The sequence below is a fragment of the Maritalea myrionectae genome (assembly GCF_003433515.1).
GTDB classification, from domain to species: Bacteria; Pseudomonadota; Alphaproteobacteria; order Rhizobiales; family Devosiaceae; genus Maritalea; species Maritalea myrionectae.
Genome location: NZ_CP021330.1, coordinates 1936454 through 1955408, shown reverse-complemented (window position 1 = coordinate 1955408; position 18955 = coordinate 1936454). Strand labels below are relative to the sequence as shown.

At 52.0% G+C, this 18955-nt stretch carries 15 protein-coding genes and 1 tRNA gene; 8 read left to right on the top strand and 8 right to left on the bottom strand.

Translation table 11 applies throughout. The features are described from left to right. Positions 1–47 precede the first annotated feature (47 nt). A tRNA-Leu gene (locus MXMO3_RS09995) sits at positions 48–131 on the bottom strand. 382 nt (positions 132–513) lie between these two features. Here MXMO3_RS09995 and MXMO3_RS09990 point away from each other — a divergent pair. The 4 genes from MXMO3_RS09990 to MXMO3_RS09975 all read left to right on the top strand — a co-directional run bounded on the left by MXMO3_RS09990 (position 514) and on the right by MXMO3_RS09975 (position 3747). Next, complete coding sequence (locus tag MXMO3_RS09990; RefSeq protein ID WP_027835243.1) at positions 514–852, top strand: P-II family nitrogen regulator; 339 nt, start codon at positions 514–516, stop codon at positions 850–852. Between the two features lie 52 nt (positions 853–904). Then, on the top strand, positions 905–2314 hold the full coding sequence (gene glnA, locus MXMO3_RS09985) for a type I glutamate--ammonia ligase (protein ID WP_027835242.1): 1410 nt from the start codon (positions 905–907) through the stop codon (positions 2312–2314). Between the two features lie 157 nt (positions 2315–2471). Beyond that, positions 2472–2867, top strand: a complete 396-nt coding sequence (locus MXMO3_RS09980) for a GntR family transcriptional regulator (RefSeq protein WP_117395780.1) — start codon at positions 2472–2474, stop codon at positions 2865–2867. A gap of 49 nt (positions 2868–2916) precedes the next feature. After that, entirely contained in the window at positions 2917–3747 is an 831-nt protein-coding gene (locus MXMO3_RS09975) for a hypothetical protein (RefSeq protein WP_162889216.1), read from the top strand. 48 nt (positions 3748–3795) lie between these two features. On the opposite strand, the gene MXMO3_RS09970 is transcribed toward MXMO3_RS09975, so the two are convergent. From MXMO3_RS09970 to MXMO3_RS09960, 3 genes are read right to left on the bottom strand one after another with little or no spacing between them, the layout of a single operon-like run. Further along, complete coding sequence (locus MXMO3_RS09970) at positions 3796–5031, bottom strand: efflux RND transporter periplasmic adaptor subunit (RefSeq protein ID WP_117395778.1); 1236 nt, start codon at positions 5029–5031, stop codon at positions 3796–3798. Between the two features lie 4 nt (positions 5032–5035). Then, positions 5036–7408: an ABC transporter permease gene (locus tag MXMO3_RS09965; protein ID WP_205468005.1), complete on the bottom strand. Its 2373-nt coding sequence runs from the start codon at positions 7406–7408 to the stop codon at positions 5036–5038. Further along, positions 7405–8133, bottom strand: a complete 729-nt coding sequence (locus tag MXMO3_RS09960) for an ABC transporter ATP-binding protein (protein WP_036222563.1) — start codon at positions 8131–8133, stop codon at positions 7405–7407. Before MXMO3_RS09960 ends, MXMO3_RS09965 begins: the two co-directional genes overlap by 4 nt. Positions 8134–8273: 140 nt before the next feature. On the opposite strand from MXMO3_RS09960, the gene MXMO3_RS09955 reads away from it, so the two are divergent. Continuing rightward, positions 8274–9473: a PQQ-dependent sugar dehydrogenase gene (locus MXMO3_RS09955; protein WP_117395777.1), complete on the top strand. Its 1200-nt coding sequence runs from the start codon at positions 8274–8276 to the stop codon at positions 9471–9473. Between the two features lie 44 nt (positions 9474–9517). Here MXMO3_RS09955 and MXMO3_RS09950 read toward each other — a convergent pair whose 3' ends face one another. The 3 genes from MXMO3_RS09950 to MXMO3_RS09940 all read right to left on the bottom strand — a co-directional run bounded on the left by MXMO3_RS09950 (position 9518) and on the right by MXMO3_RS09940 (position 12991). Next, positions 9518–10237 (bottom strand): hypothetical protein, encoded by a 720-nt coding sequence (locus tag MXMO3_RS09950; protein ID WP_117395776.1) that lies wholly within the window; start codon positions 10235–10237, stop codon positions 9518–9520. A gap of 217 nt (positions 10238–10454) precedes the next feature. Further along, complete coding sequence (locus MXMO3_RS09945; RefSeq protein WP_117395775.1) at positions 10455–11357, bottom strand: sulfotransferase domain-containing protein; 903 nt, start codon at positions 11355–11357, stop codon at positions 10455–10457. Between the two features lie 95 nt (positions 11358–11452). Beyond that, complete coding sequence (locus MXMO3_RS09940; RefSeq protein ID WP_117395774.1) at positions 11453–12991, bottom strand: ABC-F family ATP-binding cassette domain-containing protein; 1539 nt, start codon at positions 12989–12991, stop codon at positions 11453–11455. A 782-nt stretch (positions 12992–13773) separates the two neighbouring features. Here MXMO3_RS09940 and parE point away from each other — a divergent pair. The 3 genes from parE (at position 13774) to MXMO3_RS09925 (ending at position 18536) form a co-directional block, all read left to right on the top strand. After that, positions 13774–15837 (top strand): DNA topoisomerase IV subunit B, encoded by a 2064-nt coding sequence (gene parE / locus MXMO3_RS09935; RefSeq protein ID WP_027835233.1) that lies wholly within the window; start codon positions 13774–13776, stop codon positions 15835–15837. A gap of 141 nt (positions 15838–15978) precedes the next feature. Then, the gene (locus MXMO3_RS09930; protein ID WP_117395773.1) at positions 15979–17358 is read left to right on the top strand and encodes a DEAD/DEAH box helicase; all 1380 of its coding nucleotides are present in this window, start codon (positions 15979–15981) and stop codon (positions 17356–17358) included. A gap of 116 nt (positions 17359–17474) precedes the next feature. Beyond that, a complete protein-coding gene (locus tag MXMO3_RS09925) occupies positions 17475–18536 on the top strand; it encodes a GGDEF domain-containing protein (RefSeq protein ID WP_027835231.1) in 1062 nt (353 codons plus the stop codon). Between the two features lie 31 nt (positions 18537–18567). Here the strand turns inward: MXMO3_RS09925 and MXMO3_RS09920 are convergent, their stop codons facing one another. Then, positions 18568–18954 carry a HesB/IscA family protein gene (locus tag MXMO3_RS09920; RefSeq protein WP_245985717.1) on the bottom strand — a complete coding sequence of 129 codons (387 nt, stop codon included), beginning with the start codon at positions 18952–18954 and terminating at the stop codon, positions 18568–18570. Between the last annotated feature and the right edge of the window lies 1 nt (position 18955).

Here is an 18955-nt window from a genome sequence, read left to right as displayed (position 1 = left end):
GAATATCCCGTTCTTTAATTCGATCGATCATTGTTCGCTGGGAAGAATGGTGCGGGTGGAGGGACTTGAACCCCCACGCCTGAGGCACTAGAACCTAAATCTAGCGTGTCTACCAATTTCACCACACCCGCCAATAACTTCCCACAGCGATGAAGTCGGCGCTGGGTCTAACCCAATTGCAAACAACAGTCAAAGCACTTTCGTGATTTTTTTGCTCAATTTCTCGAAAAACTGACATTTTTCCCGTTTCGCCCTCACCTGTTGGTCAAAAAACCACACATTTGTCACCTGCCTCAGCAACGAAGTGACCTGAAGACACCTCCAAATCGACTGCCTAAAAAAAAGGCAGCTTGCTCATTATTTAGGCAAAGACAGCCAAAGCGGACTGCCGCAATTTTAGCCGCAAACGCATAAGTGGTTGATTTTTAAACACTTCGCCACCTTGGCAAAAACTGGCACGCGGCATGCATATGTAGGGGCAGACGAACCAAAGCCTTATGGAGAATGGGTCTCGTGAAAAAAATAGAAGCTATTGTGAAGCCATTTAAACTTGATGAGGTCAAAGAGGCCCTTCAAGACGCTGGCTTTCAGGGGATAACAGTTACCGAGGTGAAGGGTTTTGGCCGCCAGAAAGGCCATACCGAGCTTTACCGCGGCGCAGAATATGTAGTGGATTTTCTGCCGAAAGTGAAAATTGAGATCGTTGTAGCCGATCATATGGCGGAAGAGGCTGTTGAAGCCATCCGCAATGCGGCCCAAACCGGGCGCATCGGCGACGGCAAGATTTTTGTTTCCACGATCGATCAAGCCATACGGATTCGTACCGGGGAAACCGACGAAGACGCAATCTAAGTCAACAACCAACTAAATAGTAAAACCCAACAAGGGATAACAGGATAGATCAATGACAACTGCTAACGATATTCTGAAACTGATCAAAGACGAAGACGTACAATTTGTTGATTTGCGCTTCACTGACCCACGCGGCAAGCTGCAGCACGTCACTATGGACGTGAGCGCTGTCGACGAAGACATGTTTGAAGATGGCGTCATGTTTGACGGCTCATCTATCGGTGGTTGGAAAGCCATCAACGAGTCAGACATGGTGTTGATGCCAGACAATGAAACAGCTCATATGGACCCGTTTTTCGGTCAGGCAACTTTGGCCATCAATTGCGACATTCTTGAGCCAGCCACATTTGAATCATACAACCGTGACCCGCGCACCACAGCGAAAAAAGCTGAAGCCTATGTGAAATCATCAGGCATTGGTGACACAGTTGTTGTTGGTCCAGAGCCAGAGTTCTTCATCTTTGACGATGTGCGCTTTAAAGCTGATCCATACAACACCAGCTTCCAGCTCGATAACATCGAACTGCCAACCAACACAGACACACGCTATGAAGCAGGCAATATGGGTCACCATATCAGCCAAAAAGAAGGCTACTTCCCAGTGCCTCCTTTGGACAGCGCGCAAGATATGCGTTCAGAAATGCTGACTGTGTTGAAAGAAATGGGCGTAACTGTTGAAAAGCACCACCACGAAGTGGCGTCTGCTCAGCACGAATTGGGCATCAAGTTCGATACATTGACCCGCATTGCCGACCAAGTGCAAATCTACAAGTATGGCGTGCACCAAGTCGCTCAAGCCTATGGCAAAACTGCAACCTTTATGCCAAAGCCTGTTTATGGCGATAACGGCACAGGCATGCACTGTCACTTGTCTATCTGGAAAGATGGCAAGCCAAACTTCGCTGGCGACGGTTATGCAGGCTTGTCAGAGCAGTGCTTGCACTTCATTGGCGGCATCATCAAGCACGCCAAAGCAACAAACGCCTTCACAAACCCATCAACCAACTCTTACAAGCGTTTGGTTCCGGGCTTTGAAGCACCCGTATTGTTGGCTTACTCAGCGCGTAACCGCTCTGCGTCTTGCCGTATTCCATTCGGTTCGTCACCAAAAGCGAAGCGTGTTGAAGTGCGTTACCCAGATCCAATGGCCAACCCATATTTGGCATTCTCAGCCTTGTTGATGGCTGGCCTTGATGGCATCAAAAACAAAATCAATCCTGGCGATCCAATGGATAAAGATTTGTATGAATTGCCAGCTGAAGAGTTGAAAGAAATCCCAACTGTGGCGTCTTCATTGCGCGAAGCTTTGGAAGCGTTGGATTCAGACCGCGACTTCTTGAAAGCTGGCGGCGTGTTCGATGACGACCAAATCGATGCATACATTGCACTGAAAATGGAAGAGGTTATCCGCTTCGAGCACACACCTCACCCAGTTGAGTTTGACATGTATTATTCCTCATAAGGAATTCCCTCCTATCCCCTAGGTAGCAATACCTAAACCTTAGGGCGCCTCCGGGCGCCCTCTTTTTTTGCCCAAATTCAACACGCATTACCCCACCACGTTTCTCACTCTATATGTACCATTTGACATAGGGGTACATATAATACATATAGAGGATATGAAGATTGTCATCGATATCGAAAATGAAGAGCCGCTCTTTTCGCAACTGATCGCGCAAATCAAGCTGGCGGTGCAAACCAACGCGCTCAGCCCAGGCGCGCCGCTGCCGTCCATTCGGCAATTGGCGAATGATTTGGAAATCAACAGCAAGACCGTGGCCAAAGCCTACAAATTGTTGGAACGCGACAAGATCATCGTCACCAAGGGCTATCGCGGCACCTTTGTGCATGCCGATGCCAAATCGAACAGCGCGACAGATCTTAATGCCTGGACACATGAAATATTGGCAGAGGCCACAGGAAAATTGCGCGCTGCTGGCGTGACCGATTCTGAAATTCGCATCGCTTTTCAAGCCTGCATGAACAATCAAAACAAACAGAACATTGGAGATTAATATGTGGATCGACGTTGTGTTTTACATCGTACTTCTAAGCTAGGTGATATTGATCTCATTCTACTACCCCGCGAAAATCGTGCGCCGCACCACTTATGTGCTGGAAACCTGCCCGCCCGAGCAATATCCAAAGCTTTATGAAAGCACTTTTTATGCCGAGCCCGAGGCTGTCATCCGGCGCACACTCACCCGTTTCAAATTGATGAACATGGCCATCGGGAATTTGGGCATAGCACTTCTGATTGCCATGGCGATTACCTATTATTCACCCCATGAAATCAAGCAGAACGGCCATATTCTGTTCGTGCTCTTGTTCGCGATCCTGCAAATGCTGCCCTGCTTTTATATTGAATTTGCCACATGGCGCTGGCACGCCCATGTGCGCGCCACAGTTCAACCCAGCAAACGCACAGCGGACCTGCGTCCACGTCGGCTGTTTGATTTTATTTCCCCAATATGGGTGGGTTTGGCCGGGGTCTTGTTGATCACCTGGTTCGTCCTTTACCTCACCATCAATAATGATGGCACGCCATGGCAATGGAATCATTACCTCACCATGATCATTTTTCCCATCCAGATGCTGTTCGCATTCAAAATTTATCGGGCAATCAACGGCAAAAAATCCGATCCGCACCAATCCTATCAGGATCAGATCAGAAATATTCAGGCGGTGGTGCAAGTGAACATTTTCGCCAGCATCGGCATGAGCCTGTTTTTGATCATCATGGAGCTGGTCAATCTGTACCGCTTGGATATGTATGAACCACTATTTCTCAGCGGATATGTGCAGTTCATGGTGATCTTCGGCATTGGGCAATTGATGCGCACCTATTCGATCAAATCTATCGACTTTGATGTCTATAAGGCAGAGACGGCATAAGTCCTGCGAACACATTGATGAAGGGCGCCATCATTGGCGCCCTTTTGTCTATTCTTTGGCGCGTGGCACAATTTTGCTGCCCTGCTCAATCGCAGCAGAGGGATAAAGGATCACTTGATCGCCCTCCTCCAAGCCACTGACCACTTGGGTCAACACACCATTGCTTTGTCCAATTTCAATCTGCGTCAATTGCGCCTCGCCATCCTTGGCCACAAATACTGACCAATTGCCATCTTCACGAAACAGCGCGCTGGCGGGCACCAGTAAAACATCGTTCGCTTGCCAAACCACAATAGCAACCTCAAGCCGATAGCCATGCCCAAGCGCTGTGCGCTCCTCAATCGGGCTAAGCAGATCAATTTCCACACGCACCCGTTGTTCTTCCACGCCAAGCGCAGAATATTTGGTCTCCCCGAAAGGGTGCACCCGCCGCACTTCGCCGCGCAAATCATTGTCGCCGCCCCAATCCCGCAGGATCACAGGGTCGCCTTCGCTCACCTGAACCGCATCAGAGGAAATCAGCTCTGAAACCACCTCCAAATCAGAGGCAACATCACCAATCTCCATAATGGGCGCGCCGACGGGCAAAGTGGTTTCACTTTCTTGCAACACCTGCAAAATGCGCCCATCGATCGGCGCATAAAGCGGAATTTCATCACCGTCATGATCGCCACCCGCATCTGCCTGGCCAATGTCTTCACGCCCATTCAGGCTTGCGCGCGCATTCGCCAGCTCGGCTTCGCGCATGGCAATGGCGGCCTCTGCCGTTTCGCGGCTAGCACGGCTGGACCGTAAATTGCCCTCCGCCCGTTCAAGCGTGGCTTCGCTTTCAATGCCGCGCTCCGCAAGCGCACGGGTGCGCCTAAACGCAGCTTCAGCGAGCTCCTCACTCGCAATAGCCGCATTCAAATTGGCTTCCGCAACCCGCAGTGAGGCTCGCGCCACATCCACCGCCGCAATCGCCTGCTCTCGCGTGCGGCTGTCCAGTACAGCCGGATTGATCGGGCGCATCTTGGCCACAACCGTTTCACCTTGCGTCACCAAATCGCCCGCATGCATCTCAACGCGCAGCAATCGCCCGGCAACCGGGGTCGAAACCGTATAGGTTTCCCGCACCCGTGTGCGGCCCTCCTCGTCGATGGTCACCGCAAGGTCACCACGATTGACGACACCTAAATCCACCTCGGTGGGTTTTGGCATAAGCGTCAGTGCAATCGTTGCAGATACAGCCGCAACGGCCGCAAAGATAAATAGGTTTCGAGAAATTTTTGCGCGTTTGGGCATAATGTTACTCTCTTGTCTTCAAAGCCAAGGTGATGTCAGATCGGCCGAGGTCTCGCCACACCAGCCACCCGGATGCGAGTGCTGCGCCGACGACAACGGCAATTGCGGTCCCATATGCCTTTGGGGCATATACAACAGGAATTTGATAAAGGTCCGTAGAAAAACCGGCGGCAATCAGGGTCGTCAGGCCATTGCCCAACAACACCCCCAACGGAAGCGCCACTAGGGTCACAGCGCCGAGTTCGCCGAGCAATACAAAAGCCGTTTCGCTCTTATAGAACCCCATAACCCGCAAACTCGCCAGGTCCCGCGCCCGCTCATCCTGCGCAACCCGGGCCACATTATAGATAATGCCGAACGTAATCGCGAAAGCCATGAAACCCATGATAAAGCGCGAGGACCCTGCGCCCTGATTCATGACCTCTTGGAACGCCTGCTCGGCCTCCCGCCGCAAGCTCACCCCCGCCACCATCGGCATCCCCTTAAGGGCAGTATAGATCGCGTCTTGCTCGCCATCATAAATTGAAAGATATGCACCAGACACGCGCAATGGCTCGCCCATTAAACTGTTCAACGCGTCAATATCCATAAAGGCCGGCGACCCAATCAAACTTTGCGCAATGCCTGCAACGCGAGTCGAAACAACCATTTGGCTGCCTTCGCGAATATCCACTGTAATGCGGTCACCAATGCCAACGTCGAGGATATCGGCCAACGGTGTCGACAGCACAATCCCCCGCGTGGGCAAAGGAATTGGTGCCGCGTTGGAATCAAGCGCCCGGAACAATTGCGACTGAGGCGCCAACCCTGTCACCGCGCCGGAATGGCTGCGGCGCCCATTGCGCAGCACCACCGCCACATTGCGCACAGGCTCGGCCAAGGTCACGCCCGGTAAACGCTCTAACTCAAAAATCGTTTTGACGGGCGCGTTGGTCACAAAACTCACCGTCGCGTCGGATCGGTCGATAACGTTGAACGTTCTGTCGAGCACGGTGTCAAAACCCTCATAAATAATCAGCATCGACAGGCTGAGCGCCATGCCCGCGGCGATCCCCGCCACAGCACCCATCATGCGCCAGGGTTGCCGCACCAGGCGCCGCACTACCATGCGTGTGGGTTGATCAAGAAATGTCATGACGTGGGACCCAACATTGCCCGCTTTCGAAAAGTCTGGCGGTGCCGCAGGCCGCATCGCTTCCGCCGGGGTCAAACGAAACACACGACGCAACGCAAATGCGCCCCCCAATGTCGCCACAAATACGCTGGTCAAAATACCCGTTACAAAGGAGGAGAATTCCAAACGAAACAGGAGAAAGGGCAATTTGTAATAAGTTGTGTAAAGCGGAATGGTCATCCGCCCCAGCCCAACACCGAGCAGGCAACCAAACAAAGCCCCGCTCAGCGCGATAATCACCACAAGCTGCACATAATGGCCGCTCACTTCTGTATCCGTATAGCCAAATGCCTTCATCAATCCGATTTCTTCGCGTTCAGATTGGATCGTGCGGCTGGTCACAATATAAAGCAAAAACGCCGCCACGAGCATAAAGATGGGCGGCACATTCTTGGCCGAGATTTCAAGGCCCGCGATTTCTTCCGATATAAACCGATCCGAGGGATGATCTGCCAGCCCGTATGCGCCCGGCGAGCCATAAGGCTCAAGCACGCGATCAACATCATCCAACACGGCATCCACCACCGCGCCACGCAACAAAGTGATCAATGCCTCATTAAACGCCCCTTCAAGATCAAGCGCCGCTGCCAGTGCCGGTCGACCAATCCAGATCACGCCAAACCGGGCATCGTCGGGGATCATTTCCCCCGGCGCTGCATAATAAATGAATTCGGGCGATTGGGCGGTGCCAACAACATCAAAAGTCCGCCGCGAACCATTCAGCGTCACTTCAATTTGATCGCCCGGCACAATGCTGTGCGCCGCGGCAAAGCTATCAAGAAGCACAATCTCGGCTGATTTCCCGCTGTCTGGGCGTCGCCCTGCTGTCAATCGAATCTCATTGAGATGCCGCAACTCATGCGTCGGCAGAGATAGGATACGTGCGGACACAGGAATCTCGCGCGTGGGGATGTCGATCAATCCCATGCCTGAAATACGGGTCTGCACGGTCGCCACGCCCGGTATGTCATGCAACTGCCCGGCCACATGCTCGGGCGCCCGCGACACAGGGGCAAAAACCTGCGCAAATTGATGCCGCTCATAATAGGCGTCGCGCGTCTGTGAAAGCGACGCCACAAGCCCCGTCATCATGACCTGCAAGGCAACTCCAATGCCTATCACCAGCATAATCGCCAGCGCTTGTCCCTTGATTCGCCATAAGTCACGCGTCAATTTGGCATGAAGCGGTTTGAGCCGTCTCACCACTCGATCTCCTCTGCGGCAAGACGTTCTTTGTTCAACACCACTTCGCGGATGGCACCATCGGCAAAATGGATCACGCGATCCGCCATAGCGGCAGTTGCCGCTGCGTGGGTGATGATGAATACAGTGGTGCCCAGTGTTTCATTCACATCCTGCAACACCCGCAACACGGCCCGCCCAGTAGCGCTGTCCAAAGCGCCTGTCGGCTCATCACAAAACAAAACATCAGGCTGTTTGGCCACGGCCCGCGCAATCGCCACCCGCTGCTGCTCACCGCCTGAAAGCTGCGCTGGAAAGTGATCCAATCGCTTCCCCAACCCCACCAGATGAAGCGCGTCATCGGCGCTCATTGGGTCGTCGGCAATCTCGGTGACCAGCTCAACATTTTCGCGCGCGGTCAGGCTGGGCATCAGATTGTAGAACTGAAAAACAAACCCCACATGATTGCGCCGATACATGGTCAACGCCCGATCATTCATTTCAGTCAAACACATGCCGCCAAACTTCGCCGACCCGCTGGTGGCTTTATCGAGGCCACCCAAAATGTTGAGCAGGGTCGACTTGCCGCTGCCTGACGGCCCCAGCAAAACCACGATTTCACCCCGGCCGATCTCCAAGTTTACCCCGCGCAGGGCATGCACAGCCGTTCGCCCCTCGCCGTAGGTCTTGGTCAGTTCTTCCACCACATATGCTTTTGCCAAATCGGCTTCATTAATCTTTGCCATACCTCAACATAAAACAATTCACGGCGCATAAATTGACCGACATCAACTTGCCACGCTTATCTGGCTCAATTTGAAATGAAACCAATTCGCCGCCACGCTCGTTTCATTATTAAGTGCCACGCAAGCTGAGGAGTCTACCAATGCTGATCAAGTCTTTGTCCGCCACCCTTTTCGTCGCCGCGCTGGTTGCGCCCGTCGCCGCGCAAGATGCAGCGTATGGGGGGCCAAAAAATGTACCCGAATTTGCCCCCGCGTTTGAAAACCAAACACGTGCACCGATCATGCAAAGCGAGGTGTCCCTGAACGTAGAAGAGATCGCCACGGGCCTCACGCATCCATGGGGCATTGCGGTGATGCCCAATGGTGGATATTTGGTGACTGAGCGCGAAGGACGTTTGCGCCATATCGACGCCCAAGGCAATTTGGTCGATGCCCCGATTGAAGGCGTGCCGCAGGTCTTTAATCGACGACAGGGCGGCCTGCTTGATGTTGCGCTGGCCCCGGATTTTGAGAAAAGCCGCGTAATATTTCTGACCTATTCAAAGCCGATGGGCAGCGGCACTTCATCCACCGCCGCCGCGCGTGCTGTTCTGTCCGAAGATATGCGCACGCTTACCCAAGTGCAGGACATTTTCGTACAACAGCCCCCGTCTCCAACCCCCATGCATTATGGCAGCCGCATCGTCTTGCATAACGGATTTGCCTATATCACCACGGGTGAACACTCCTCACGTCAGGAACGCGAATATGCACAGCACTTGGATAAGACCTACGGCAAAGTCATCCGCGTCACCCCAACGGGTGAAACACCAACAGACAACCCCTTTGTCGGCCAAGCGAACGCGATAGACAGCATTTATGCGCTTGGCCTGCGCAACCTGCAAGGCGCGGCTCTGCGCCCCGGCACCGATGATATCTGGGTGCTTGGTCATGGCCCCAGAGGCGGCGACGAGTTGAACAAGCTGCAGGCAGGCGCCAACTACGGTTGGCCCGTGGTCAGCTATGGCGAAACCTATGGTGGCCGCCCCATCGGCAGCGGCAAACCGCGTGCCGAAGGCTTCACCGAACCACGTTATTATTGGGATCCGGTGATCGCGCCGGGTGGCTTTGACTTTAAAACAGGTGACGTGCTGTCTGACTGGAACGGCAACATCATCGCCTCATCACTCAATCCCGGCGGCATTGTGCGCCTGGCGCTAGATGGTGACACCGTGACCGGCGAAGAACGCCTACTCCCCGAACTTGGCCGCGTTCGCGATATTGAGATCGATAAGGACGGCTCCATCCTCGCCCTCACCGATTCCGGCAATGGCAAAGTGGTCCGGATCACCGGAGAATAGTGTCCGGCTATGGATTCAACACCCCCATGAAGGCGCGAAGGCAATCACTTCGCGCCGAGATAATGGGCTGAATGAGCGTCCAAGCAATCAGCAATGGCGCGTGCGGGCAATGTGCCCACCTTTTGACCCAGCAGGTGGAGCACCATAGCCAAATTGCGCCTATTGCTGTTTTGCCACGTCACAATCAGCCATTCACCGTCAAAACCACTGGGGGACAGCGGCACAAGCCGCGCCAAAAGCCCCGTATATTGATCGACACTCAAGTTGGCCCGCAAAATAAGCTCGGCAAGGCAAAGCTCTTCATTGGCAGAAAAGTTCTTGCGCGCATCCAAATAGATTGTCAGCAACAAATCCACCAACGCGCGCCGATCGTCATAATTGTAACTCATATGCTCAATGGCAGACCCCACAAAGAACGTCATGTGGTTCATAAAATGAATAAAATAGCCGTCCGCACTTAAAACGTGATGGGCAGAAGCAGCCTCCACATAGGGGACAATGCACGCTTCGATCGCGCCAACAGGCAAAGCCGTCGGCTCGATCTGACCGGAATCAAGCAGCGCGGAAAGATATAAAAATCCATAGGACTGAAGCACAGGATCAGTCTGCCGCTGCTGCCAACTGGCTAGGCCACGAAATAGATCCAGCCCGGCCCCTGCACTCAAATCTGCGGCCCGACATTTGGTATAGATGGTTTCATAAAAGGCTTCAGCGCTTTCCGGCTTTACCGATAAGAGCAAATCCTCGAATTCTGCATTTATCAAAATTCACTCCAAAAATTATTATAAAAAATAAAAAGCACGCTCAGGTGCCGCCGCAAAAATATGTCTGCATTATATGCGATTCCCACGCCACAAACTGGTTTCTTTTGAAACCAAATAGACCGCAATCAGTCCGGGCAGCAAAATGGGCATCAAAAAACAAAAAAGGCCGGGGAAATCCCCGGCCCTTCTCAATCTCATACAAAGCATTTGCGCTTATTTAGTGCGCAACATTCATATTTGCCGCTTCCATCTGCCGAAGCGCCGCTGACGACCGCAGCACGGTTTCCCGCTCCACTTCTGCAAAGTTCAGCACCTCATTGGTTAGGTAACCAAACCGCACCATTTGTTGTGCATGCACTTCCAAAACAGCGCGCGCATAGGCGGGGCTCAAGCCTTTTTTCCACGGCTCGTTTGATGCCTTTTGCCCAGCAAAGCCAACGGCCTTGACCGCCTCATCGGCTGCTGTTTTCAACTCTTTGGGATCAAGTCCAAGACGCATATGATCCGCAAGGCGCTTAAATTGCGCGTGTGGATCATTCAGCAAATCTTCAAACCGCACCACCAGATCATGCGCCAAAGTTGGCTCGGTCCAGCTTTGCACGTTCTCCGACCAGGAGCCCCAAGGCTCCAGTGCGTTCTGCGCAGTTGTTGGCTGCCGATATTCCGTGGTGGCCAACAATTTGATCGCATCAAGCGGCTGTTTTTTACCGGCATAGGCGAATGCCATCACCAGATTCAACGGATTGCGGATCAAATAAACACTGCCACCGGAAACTTTCGTGTTGATGCTGAGAACATCGTGAAACTCAGCACGAACCGCATGCGTTTTGACGAACGGCAAACCGGGATATTTTTTCGATAGATAATCGTGAATTTTAGGGCGCGCCGCCGCGATTTCCGGCTCACTCATTTCTGAGGGGGCCTTACCGATCACTTCGCGATAGAACCAGACATCTGTATCCCACGGCACATCACGATTGATATATTCTAGGCTTGCCGGCTCATTCGGGCGATAGCCTTTAATTTTTGCGGCCTGTTGCAGAAACGAACGCACTGCCAAATCTCCGCTATGGGGATATGACGCGATCCAAAATAGTGGCCGACCCTTCGCTTCACTCATAATCACTCGCTTTTAATCAAATTCTTGCTGCGCGTTTTACAAGGCTTTCATCATGGCGACAACCCTGCCGCCATGCATGAACAGGATTTTCTATTCTAGCCGTTAACGGCCCCCACTTCTTTTGCCTGCAACCGATCAAAGAATGGCTCTGGGCTATCCACCTCAATCAAACGGTCTCGCCGGTCAATTTCAAAGAACCGCGTGCCCACGGCCCGTACAAAATGCCGATCATGCGAGATCACCAAAGCGCTGGGTTCGCGCTCCACCAATTCACGCTCCAATTGTTCGCACCCATCAATGTCCAAATGATTGGTTGGTTCGTCTAACAAATAAAAGTTCGGTTCCGTCAGGCGCAGCGCCAGCAGCACCAGCCGCGTCCGCTGCCCAAAGGACAATTGGGCAATCGGCTGGCTTTGCTGCTCATATATATAGCCGATGTTAGCCAGCAATCCCTTCGCCCGCTGGTCCCCCACATCAAAATGCTCCGTCACAAAACTCAATGGCGATTGCTTATCCGGCAGCATATCCAAATTCTGATCCGCATAGGCCACCACATTAGAGGGCGTTGTCCAAATGCCAGCCACCTCCTGGCCACTCAGTGCACGACGGACAGCCTTGATCAGCTGGGTTTTGCCCCGGCCATTCTCCGCCAACACCACGATGCGGTCGCCCTGATAATGAAACAGCTTTTCAATCAAAAACAGCTTCCGCCCATCAGGCGTTGCCACTTGATAATGATCAAAGCTCATCGCCACCTTGGCATGAGAGCCCCGATTGGCAAGTGTCACATCGCCTTGTCGGTCTTTGTGCAATGCCCCAATCTGATCTTCAATTTTGGCCGCCCGCACCTTGAGCTGCTTTGCCTTTGTTTGCAGCAGGTCTGAACCACTGTTCAACCCCACATTATAAAGCTTGGCCGCATTGGTGCGCAGGCGATTGATTTCCTTCATGTCGCGCTCGGCCTTGTTTCGCGCGGCCTGGTCCAATTCCTCAAGCGCGATCCGCGCGTGAGAATAGGACACATCAAACGAGAGGCAGGTGCCGGGCCGTAAAAACAAGGTCTTGTTGGTCACACTGTCTAAAAATGCACGGTCATGACTGGTCAACACCGTCACCACCTTGCCTTGCATTGCCTTCAACACCCGCTCAATCAGATAGATTTTTTCTAAATCCAAATGGTTGGTCGGTTCATCCAACACCAAAATATCAGGTTCACCCACCAGCAGCCGCGCCATCATCACCAGTCGACGCCAACCGCCCGACAATTCTGCCAACTGATAATCAAAATAGTCATAGGGCACAGCCAAATCATTCAGCGCCACATCCACACGCCATGCCTCAAAGTCGCGTTGATCTGCGGGTAATGCTGACAACACATAATCGCGCACCGTTAGCGGCAAATCGTCAGCGGCCAACTCCTGCGGCATATAGCCGATCTTGGTGCCGCGAGAGGTGATGATTTGTCCTTGATGTGGGTCTAACTGACCCACAATCTGCCGCAACAGCGTGGTCTTGCCCTGCCCGTTGCCTGCCACAAGGCCCAAGCAGTCGCCCTTATTGAGCGTCAGATCTAAGTTTTGGAATAGGATGTCGCGCGCAATCGCACTGATGGATTGAAATTGTAATATCGTCATAATCTTTGTCGCTATTTATGTTGGCCATAGGCCAATGAAATCCACGTCATCAAAAGGATGACGCCATTAAGCGAGTCACAAAGATGTTTCGACCTTTTGCGCCCGCCCTACTTCAAATGTTGAAATAGGGCCCAACGAGGTCCGAAATATAAACGATATTGATGTGCCAAATCCATCGCCCTCCGGGGGAAGCGACATTGCTTCTCATGCAAAACTAACCAACCAAAACGCGATTTGGCAAGAGATCAAACAAAAAAGAAAACGAGGGCTAAACCAACAGACAGAAAATGTCTGGGCATTTGGATATGGGCAAGTCGGTACGCAAAACTATTAAATCCGACTTGCACCATCCAATTGGATAATGTCGTGGCAAAAGATCCGGTTACGCTGGTTTTCGCTCTGACACTCATACGGGAACTCCAAACTCTTCGACCGTATGAAATGATTTTTAGCAGCACGTTGTTAAAAAAGTGCTGACGCCTCAGAAAGATTTTATCAATAATTTCCGCAGCTTAGTCAGGCATAAAGTTAAACAAACCTTTACCACTTGTTCGACTTTCAGTCGCTTCAACCACTTAAGGGTCTCATTCTGAAACAGCCGCACTTAATTCGCCCGTAAATCACCGAAAAATTACGCCAGAAAAAAATCTTTTCATTTGTTTTTTCAAAATCAGTCGATAAGTCCCGCAAAGCGGCAATTTTCCAGGTGAAGTGATTGACCAAGCGCCCGGGCCAACAAATATGGTAAGCAAGGCATAAGAGATGATTCGAGGCGTTAGAATATGAGCAATAGTGACGATCTGTTTTCAACAATTGGCGGCAGCGACGAACCGAGCAAAACGGAAAGCGCGACCCCTGAAAACAAATCTGCGCGCCCAGATCCTAAAAAACCCAACGTCATGCCTGCAGCCTCCAAGGAAAACCTCTCCTATAGTGCGCAAGACATTGAGGTGCTTGAAGGCCTAGAGCCTGTCCGCCGTCGCCCCGGCATGTATATTGGCGGCACCGATATTAATGCCTTGCACCATTTGTTTGCCGAAATCATCGACAACTCAATGGATGAAGCGATCGCGGGCCACGCATCGCGCATTGAAGTTCATCTGGACGCTGAGGGCTATTTGGCCATCACCGATAATGGTCGCGGCATTCCGGTGGAAGAGCATCCAAAGTTTCCCGGGCGCTCCACGCTCGAAATCATCATGACCACCCTGCACGCTGGCGGTAAGTTTGATTCCAAAGCCTACGAAACATCTGGCGGTCTACACGGCGTGGGTGTTTCCGTGGTCAACGCGCTTTCCGACGATTTGATCGTTGAAGTTGCGCGCGACCAAACGCTCTATGTGCAAAAATTCTCTCGCGGTCATGCGGTCACAGGCATTGAAAATCTCGGCCAAGTGCGTAACCGCCGCGGCACCACCATCAAGTTTCACCCCGATGCACAAATCTTTGGCGAGGCGGCCCGCTTTGCACCAAAGCGCATTTTCGAAATGTCACAAGCAAAAGCCTATTTGTTTGCTGGCGTTGAAATCCGTTGGTCGTGTGACCCAGAATTGGTCGAAGGCAGTGACACACCGCCGAAAAAGACCCTCCATTTCCCAAATGGGTTGAAAGATTATGTCGAACATCGGGTTGAAGGCCGCACCCGTATCGTCGAAGAGATTTTCGCTGGCCGTGCAGGCGCTGCGGGCAAGCATGGCACCGTCGAATGGGCCATCGCCTTCACCCTCGGCGACAATTTTGTCTCGTCTTATTGTAACACGGTGCCAACACAGGATGGCGGCACCCATGAAGCAGGTTTGCGCGCCGCTCTATTGCGCGGTCTGAAAGCCTATGCCGACCTGACAGGCAATAAACGCGCCTCCATTCTGACCGCCGAAGACGTTTTGTCGACATGTAGCGCGGTGCTGTCTGCCTTTATCCGCGAGCCTGAGTTTGTTGGGCAAACCAAAGACAAGCTTTCGACGACTGAAGCCACCAAGATCGTTGAAAACGCCGTGCGCGATGCCTTCGACCATTGGCTGGCCGCATCGCCAAACCAAGCCAGCAAATTGCTTGATTGGAGCATTGAGCGCGCAGAAGATCGATTGCGCCGCCGCAAAGAAAAAGAGATCGACCGCAAAAGCGCCACGCGCCGCCTACGGCTGCCGGGCAAACTGGCGGACTGTTCGCAAGGCGCGGCACAAGGCGCCGAAATCTTTATTGTGGAGGGCGATTCAGCGGGCGGCAGTGCCAAACAAGCACGCAATCGCGCCAACCAAGCTGTTTTGCCGCTGCGCGGTAAAATCTTGAACGTTGCAGGGGCAACGCGCGACAAAGTCACCGCCAACCAACAAATTGCAGATATTGCCCAAGCGCTCGGCTGCGGCACCCGCGAAAAATATCGCGGCGACGATCTTCGCTATGACAAAATCATCATCATGACCGACGCGGACGTGGACGGTGCCCACATCGCCGCCCTTTTGATGACATTCTTCTTCCAAGAGATGCCGGACCTCATTCGCGACGGCCATCTGTTCTTGGCCGTACCGCCGCTTTACCGCATCACCCAAGGTGCAAAAACCCTTTATGCTAAAGATGATGCCGACAAAGACCGGCTGATGGCGGAAGAGTTTACCGGGCGCGGCAAAGTTGAAATCACCCGCTTTAAAGGCTTGGGCGAAATGCCCTTCAAGCACCTTAAAGAAACCACCATGAAACCGGGGTCTCGGACACTGTTGCGCATTGATGTTGCAAGTGAATTCGACGACACCAAGAAAAGCATTGACCGGCTTATGGGCAACAAACCCGAACTGCGTTTTCAGTTTATTCAGGAAAATGCAGCCTTTGTTGACGACCTGGACATCTAAATTCATCGCCAGTTCAGATCCCTGCCGTTAAGAAAGTTTCCTAATAACCCATTGACTTAGCGGCTATTGTCGTTATGGTCTCGTGCGCGGGGCCACTAAACATATCACGACCAAAACAACTGGCAGAGTGGACGTATTTACTTGAGCGAAAAATTTTCAAATCTTGGATTGAGCCAATCCGTTGTCGATGCGGTAACTGACGCAGGTTACACGCAGCCAACTGATATTCAGCAAAAAGCCATCCCACACATTCTCGAAAAACGAGATATTGTCGGGATTGCTCAAACAGGCACAGGGAAAACAGCTTCGTTTGTTTTGCCCATGTTGACCTTGCTGGGCAAAGGTCGGGCCAGAGCGCGTATGCCGCGCACCCTGATCTTGGAACCAACACGCGAATTGGCCGCACAAGTTCATGAAAACTTTGAAAAATACGGCAAAAATCACAAGCTCACCGTAGCCTTGTTGATTGGTGGCGTTTCCTTTGAAGAACAGAACAAAAAGCTGGACCGTGGCGCTGATGTCTTGATCGCGACGCCCGGCCGTTTGCTTGACCATTTTGAACGCGGCCGTTTGCTGATGACCGGCGTTGAAATTTTCGTCATCGACGAAGCTGACCGCATGTTGGATATGGGCTTTGTGCCGGATATTGAACGTGTGAGCGCACTGTTGCCGAAACGTCGTCAAACCTTGCTATTCTCTGCAACTATGCCAGATGAAATCGCAAAACTGACCAGCAAATTCCTGACCAATCCTGAGCGTATCGAAGTCGCACGGCAAAATTCAACTGCCGAGACCATCACGCAAAAAGCGGTCAAGGTTGGCACCAAGCCATTTGAAAAACGCGCTGCTTTGCGTGACCAGATCAATGCGGCGAAAGAATTGAACAACGCCATCGTTTTCTGCAATCGCAAGCGCGACATTGCCACCCTCACCCGTTCACTTGAGCGACATGGGTTCAATGCCGGCGCGCTGCACGGCGATATGGATCAGAAAAGCCGCATGGCAACATTGGATGGCTTCAAAGCTGGTAAAATCAAAATTCTCGTGGCCAGTGATGTTGCTGCCCGCGGGCTCGATATTCCCGAAGTAAGCCACGTCTATAATTTTGATGTGCCCACCCATGCGGAAGACTACGTACATAGAATCGGTCGCACAGGTCGAGCGGGCCGTTCCGGACAAGCCATCAGCTTGGTCACAAAAGCGGACGAAAAATATTTGACGGCAATTGAAAAACTGATCGAGCAAACCATTCCTGTTGAAACCTTCCAACAAGATGGTGCTGACAATGCCGCACAAGAGAATCCGAAAAGCGAGCGCCCCAAGCGTACGCGCGGTGGTAAGAAGCAGCAACCGGCTGAAAACGCTGAAAAAAGCGCCGAAGCCCCCTCGACAGAATCACCAAAATCAACAAAAACTGGCCGCAAGAAGCGTTCAGGACATGACAATCAAGATCGTGTGCCATTTGGTCAATCTGACCAGGTGCCCGCCTTCTTGCTCCGTCCGGTTCGTCGCGCAAGTTAGAGCTGTTTTTAACGCAATCTTTATAGATCGCGCATTAGAAACACTGAGTGGGTAAATAAGCTTTGGGGAAATTGCATCAAATTGCAACTATCCCAAAGTCTGGTTCGGAAAAAGATATGCTTGTATCTGAACATGACTATCAACGTACTCTCGAGTACTCCTTTGCCGCTTTGGGCATGCTCAAGCGCGCGAAGATTCCGCCCTATCCCCACTTTTACGAACTTTGCTACACCTATGCTTCGGGCATCAACGAGCAGCTTAATGAGCGGCTCAATATGCTATTGGGCGAAGACAACACACTTTCAATGGAAAATGTGTTGCAGGTTTATCGCGAGTTCTTTGACAATCCATCTGACCTTGAATCACGACTGACCAGCGTTTCGCAAGAAATGTCATCCAAAATTGACGCGGTTAATCGCGCCATGGATGACGCCATTGACACGGCCGAAGGTTACTCAGGATCATTGGACAAGGCCGAGCAACAATTGCTTGGCGCAGTTGATCAAGAAGCGTTACGCATTTTGGCAAAGCAACTTTTGCACGAAACGCAAAAAATGCAGGAAGCCAACAAGAACCTCGAAGAAAAACTCAAAGTATCAAAACAAGATATTTCGAGCCTCAAGCGGGACTTGGATACGGCACGCCGCGAAACAATGCTGGACCCACTTACCAAAATTGCCAACCGCAAGAGCTTTGATCAGCGTCTTAAGCAGGTGCTTGAACTTTCTAAAAAGACAGGCACAACTTTCTGCTTGTTGATGATGGATATTGATCACTTTAAGGCGTTTAACGACAATTACGGCCACCAAACTGGTGACCAGGTTTTGCGTCTTGTTGCAATGACAGTGAAGTCAAACCTTAAAGGCCGAGATCATGCATCTCGCTTTGGTGGCGAAGAATTCGCAGCAATCCTGCCCGACACCGACATTCGCGGTGCGCGCACCATTGCCGAAAAAATTCGCAAAGCTGTCCATGCCAAGGAATTGCTCAAACGCTCCACCAACGAGAAGTTGGGCCGGATCACCGTTTCTATCGGCGCAGCACAATTCCGGCACGAAGAATCAATTCATGAACTGATTGATCGTGCTGATGGGTGCTTGTACACCGCCAAGCGTTGCGGGCGTAACCGCGTGATTTGCGAAACTGACGAAGAGTTCCGCAAACCAAAAGTCGCCTAATTTTTCAATAGATTATTCGAGAACAGATCCGCTAGTCAGCGTTCGCACGTGCTTCTGCAAGCGCTTTCAAGTCTGCGGGCTCAAGCATAACGCTCTCGCCGCAACCGCACGAACCTGTTTGGTTCGGGTTGTTGAAGGTGAATTCAGAGCCAAGCAGCTCTTCCTTAAAGTCCATCTGCGTGCCCAAAAGAAACATCGTTGCTTTTGGGTCGACAAAGACGTCCACCCCATGCTCGCTCACATGGTCATCACCTGGCGTCTTTTCTTTCACATAATCAAGGGTATAAGCCATGCCAGCACAGCCGGCATTCTTCACCCCAACGCGCACACCGATCACGTCATCATCGCCTGATTGCGCGATAATGTTTTTCACCTCGTCGGCGGCCCGTTCGGTTATGCTCATGATTTTCAAAGCCATT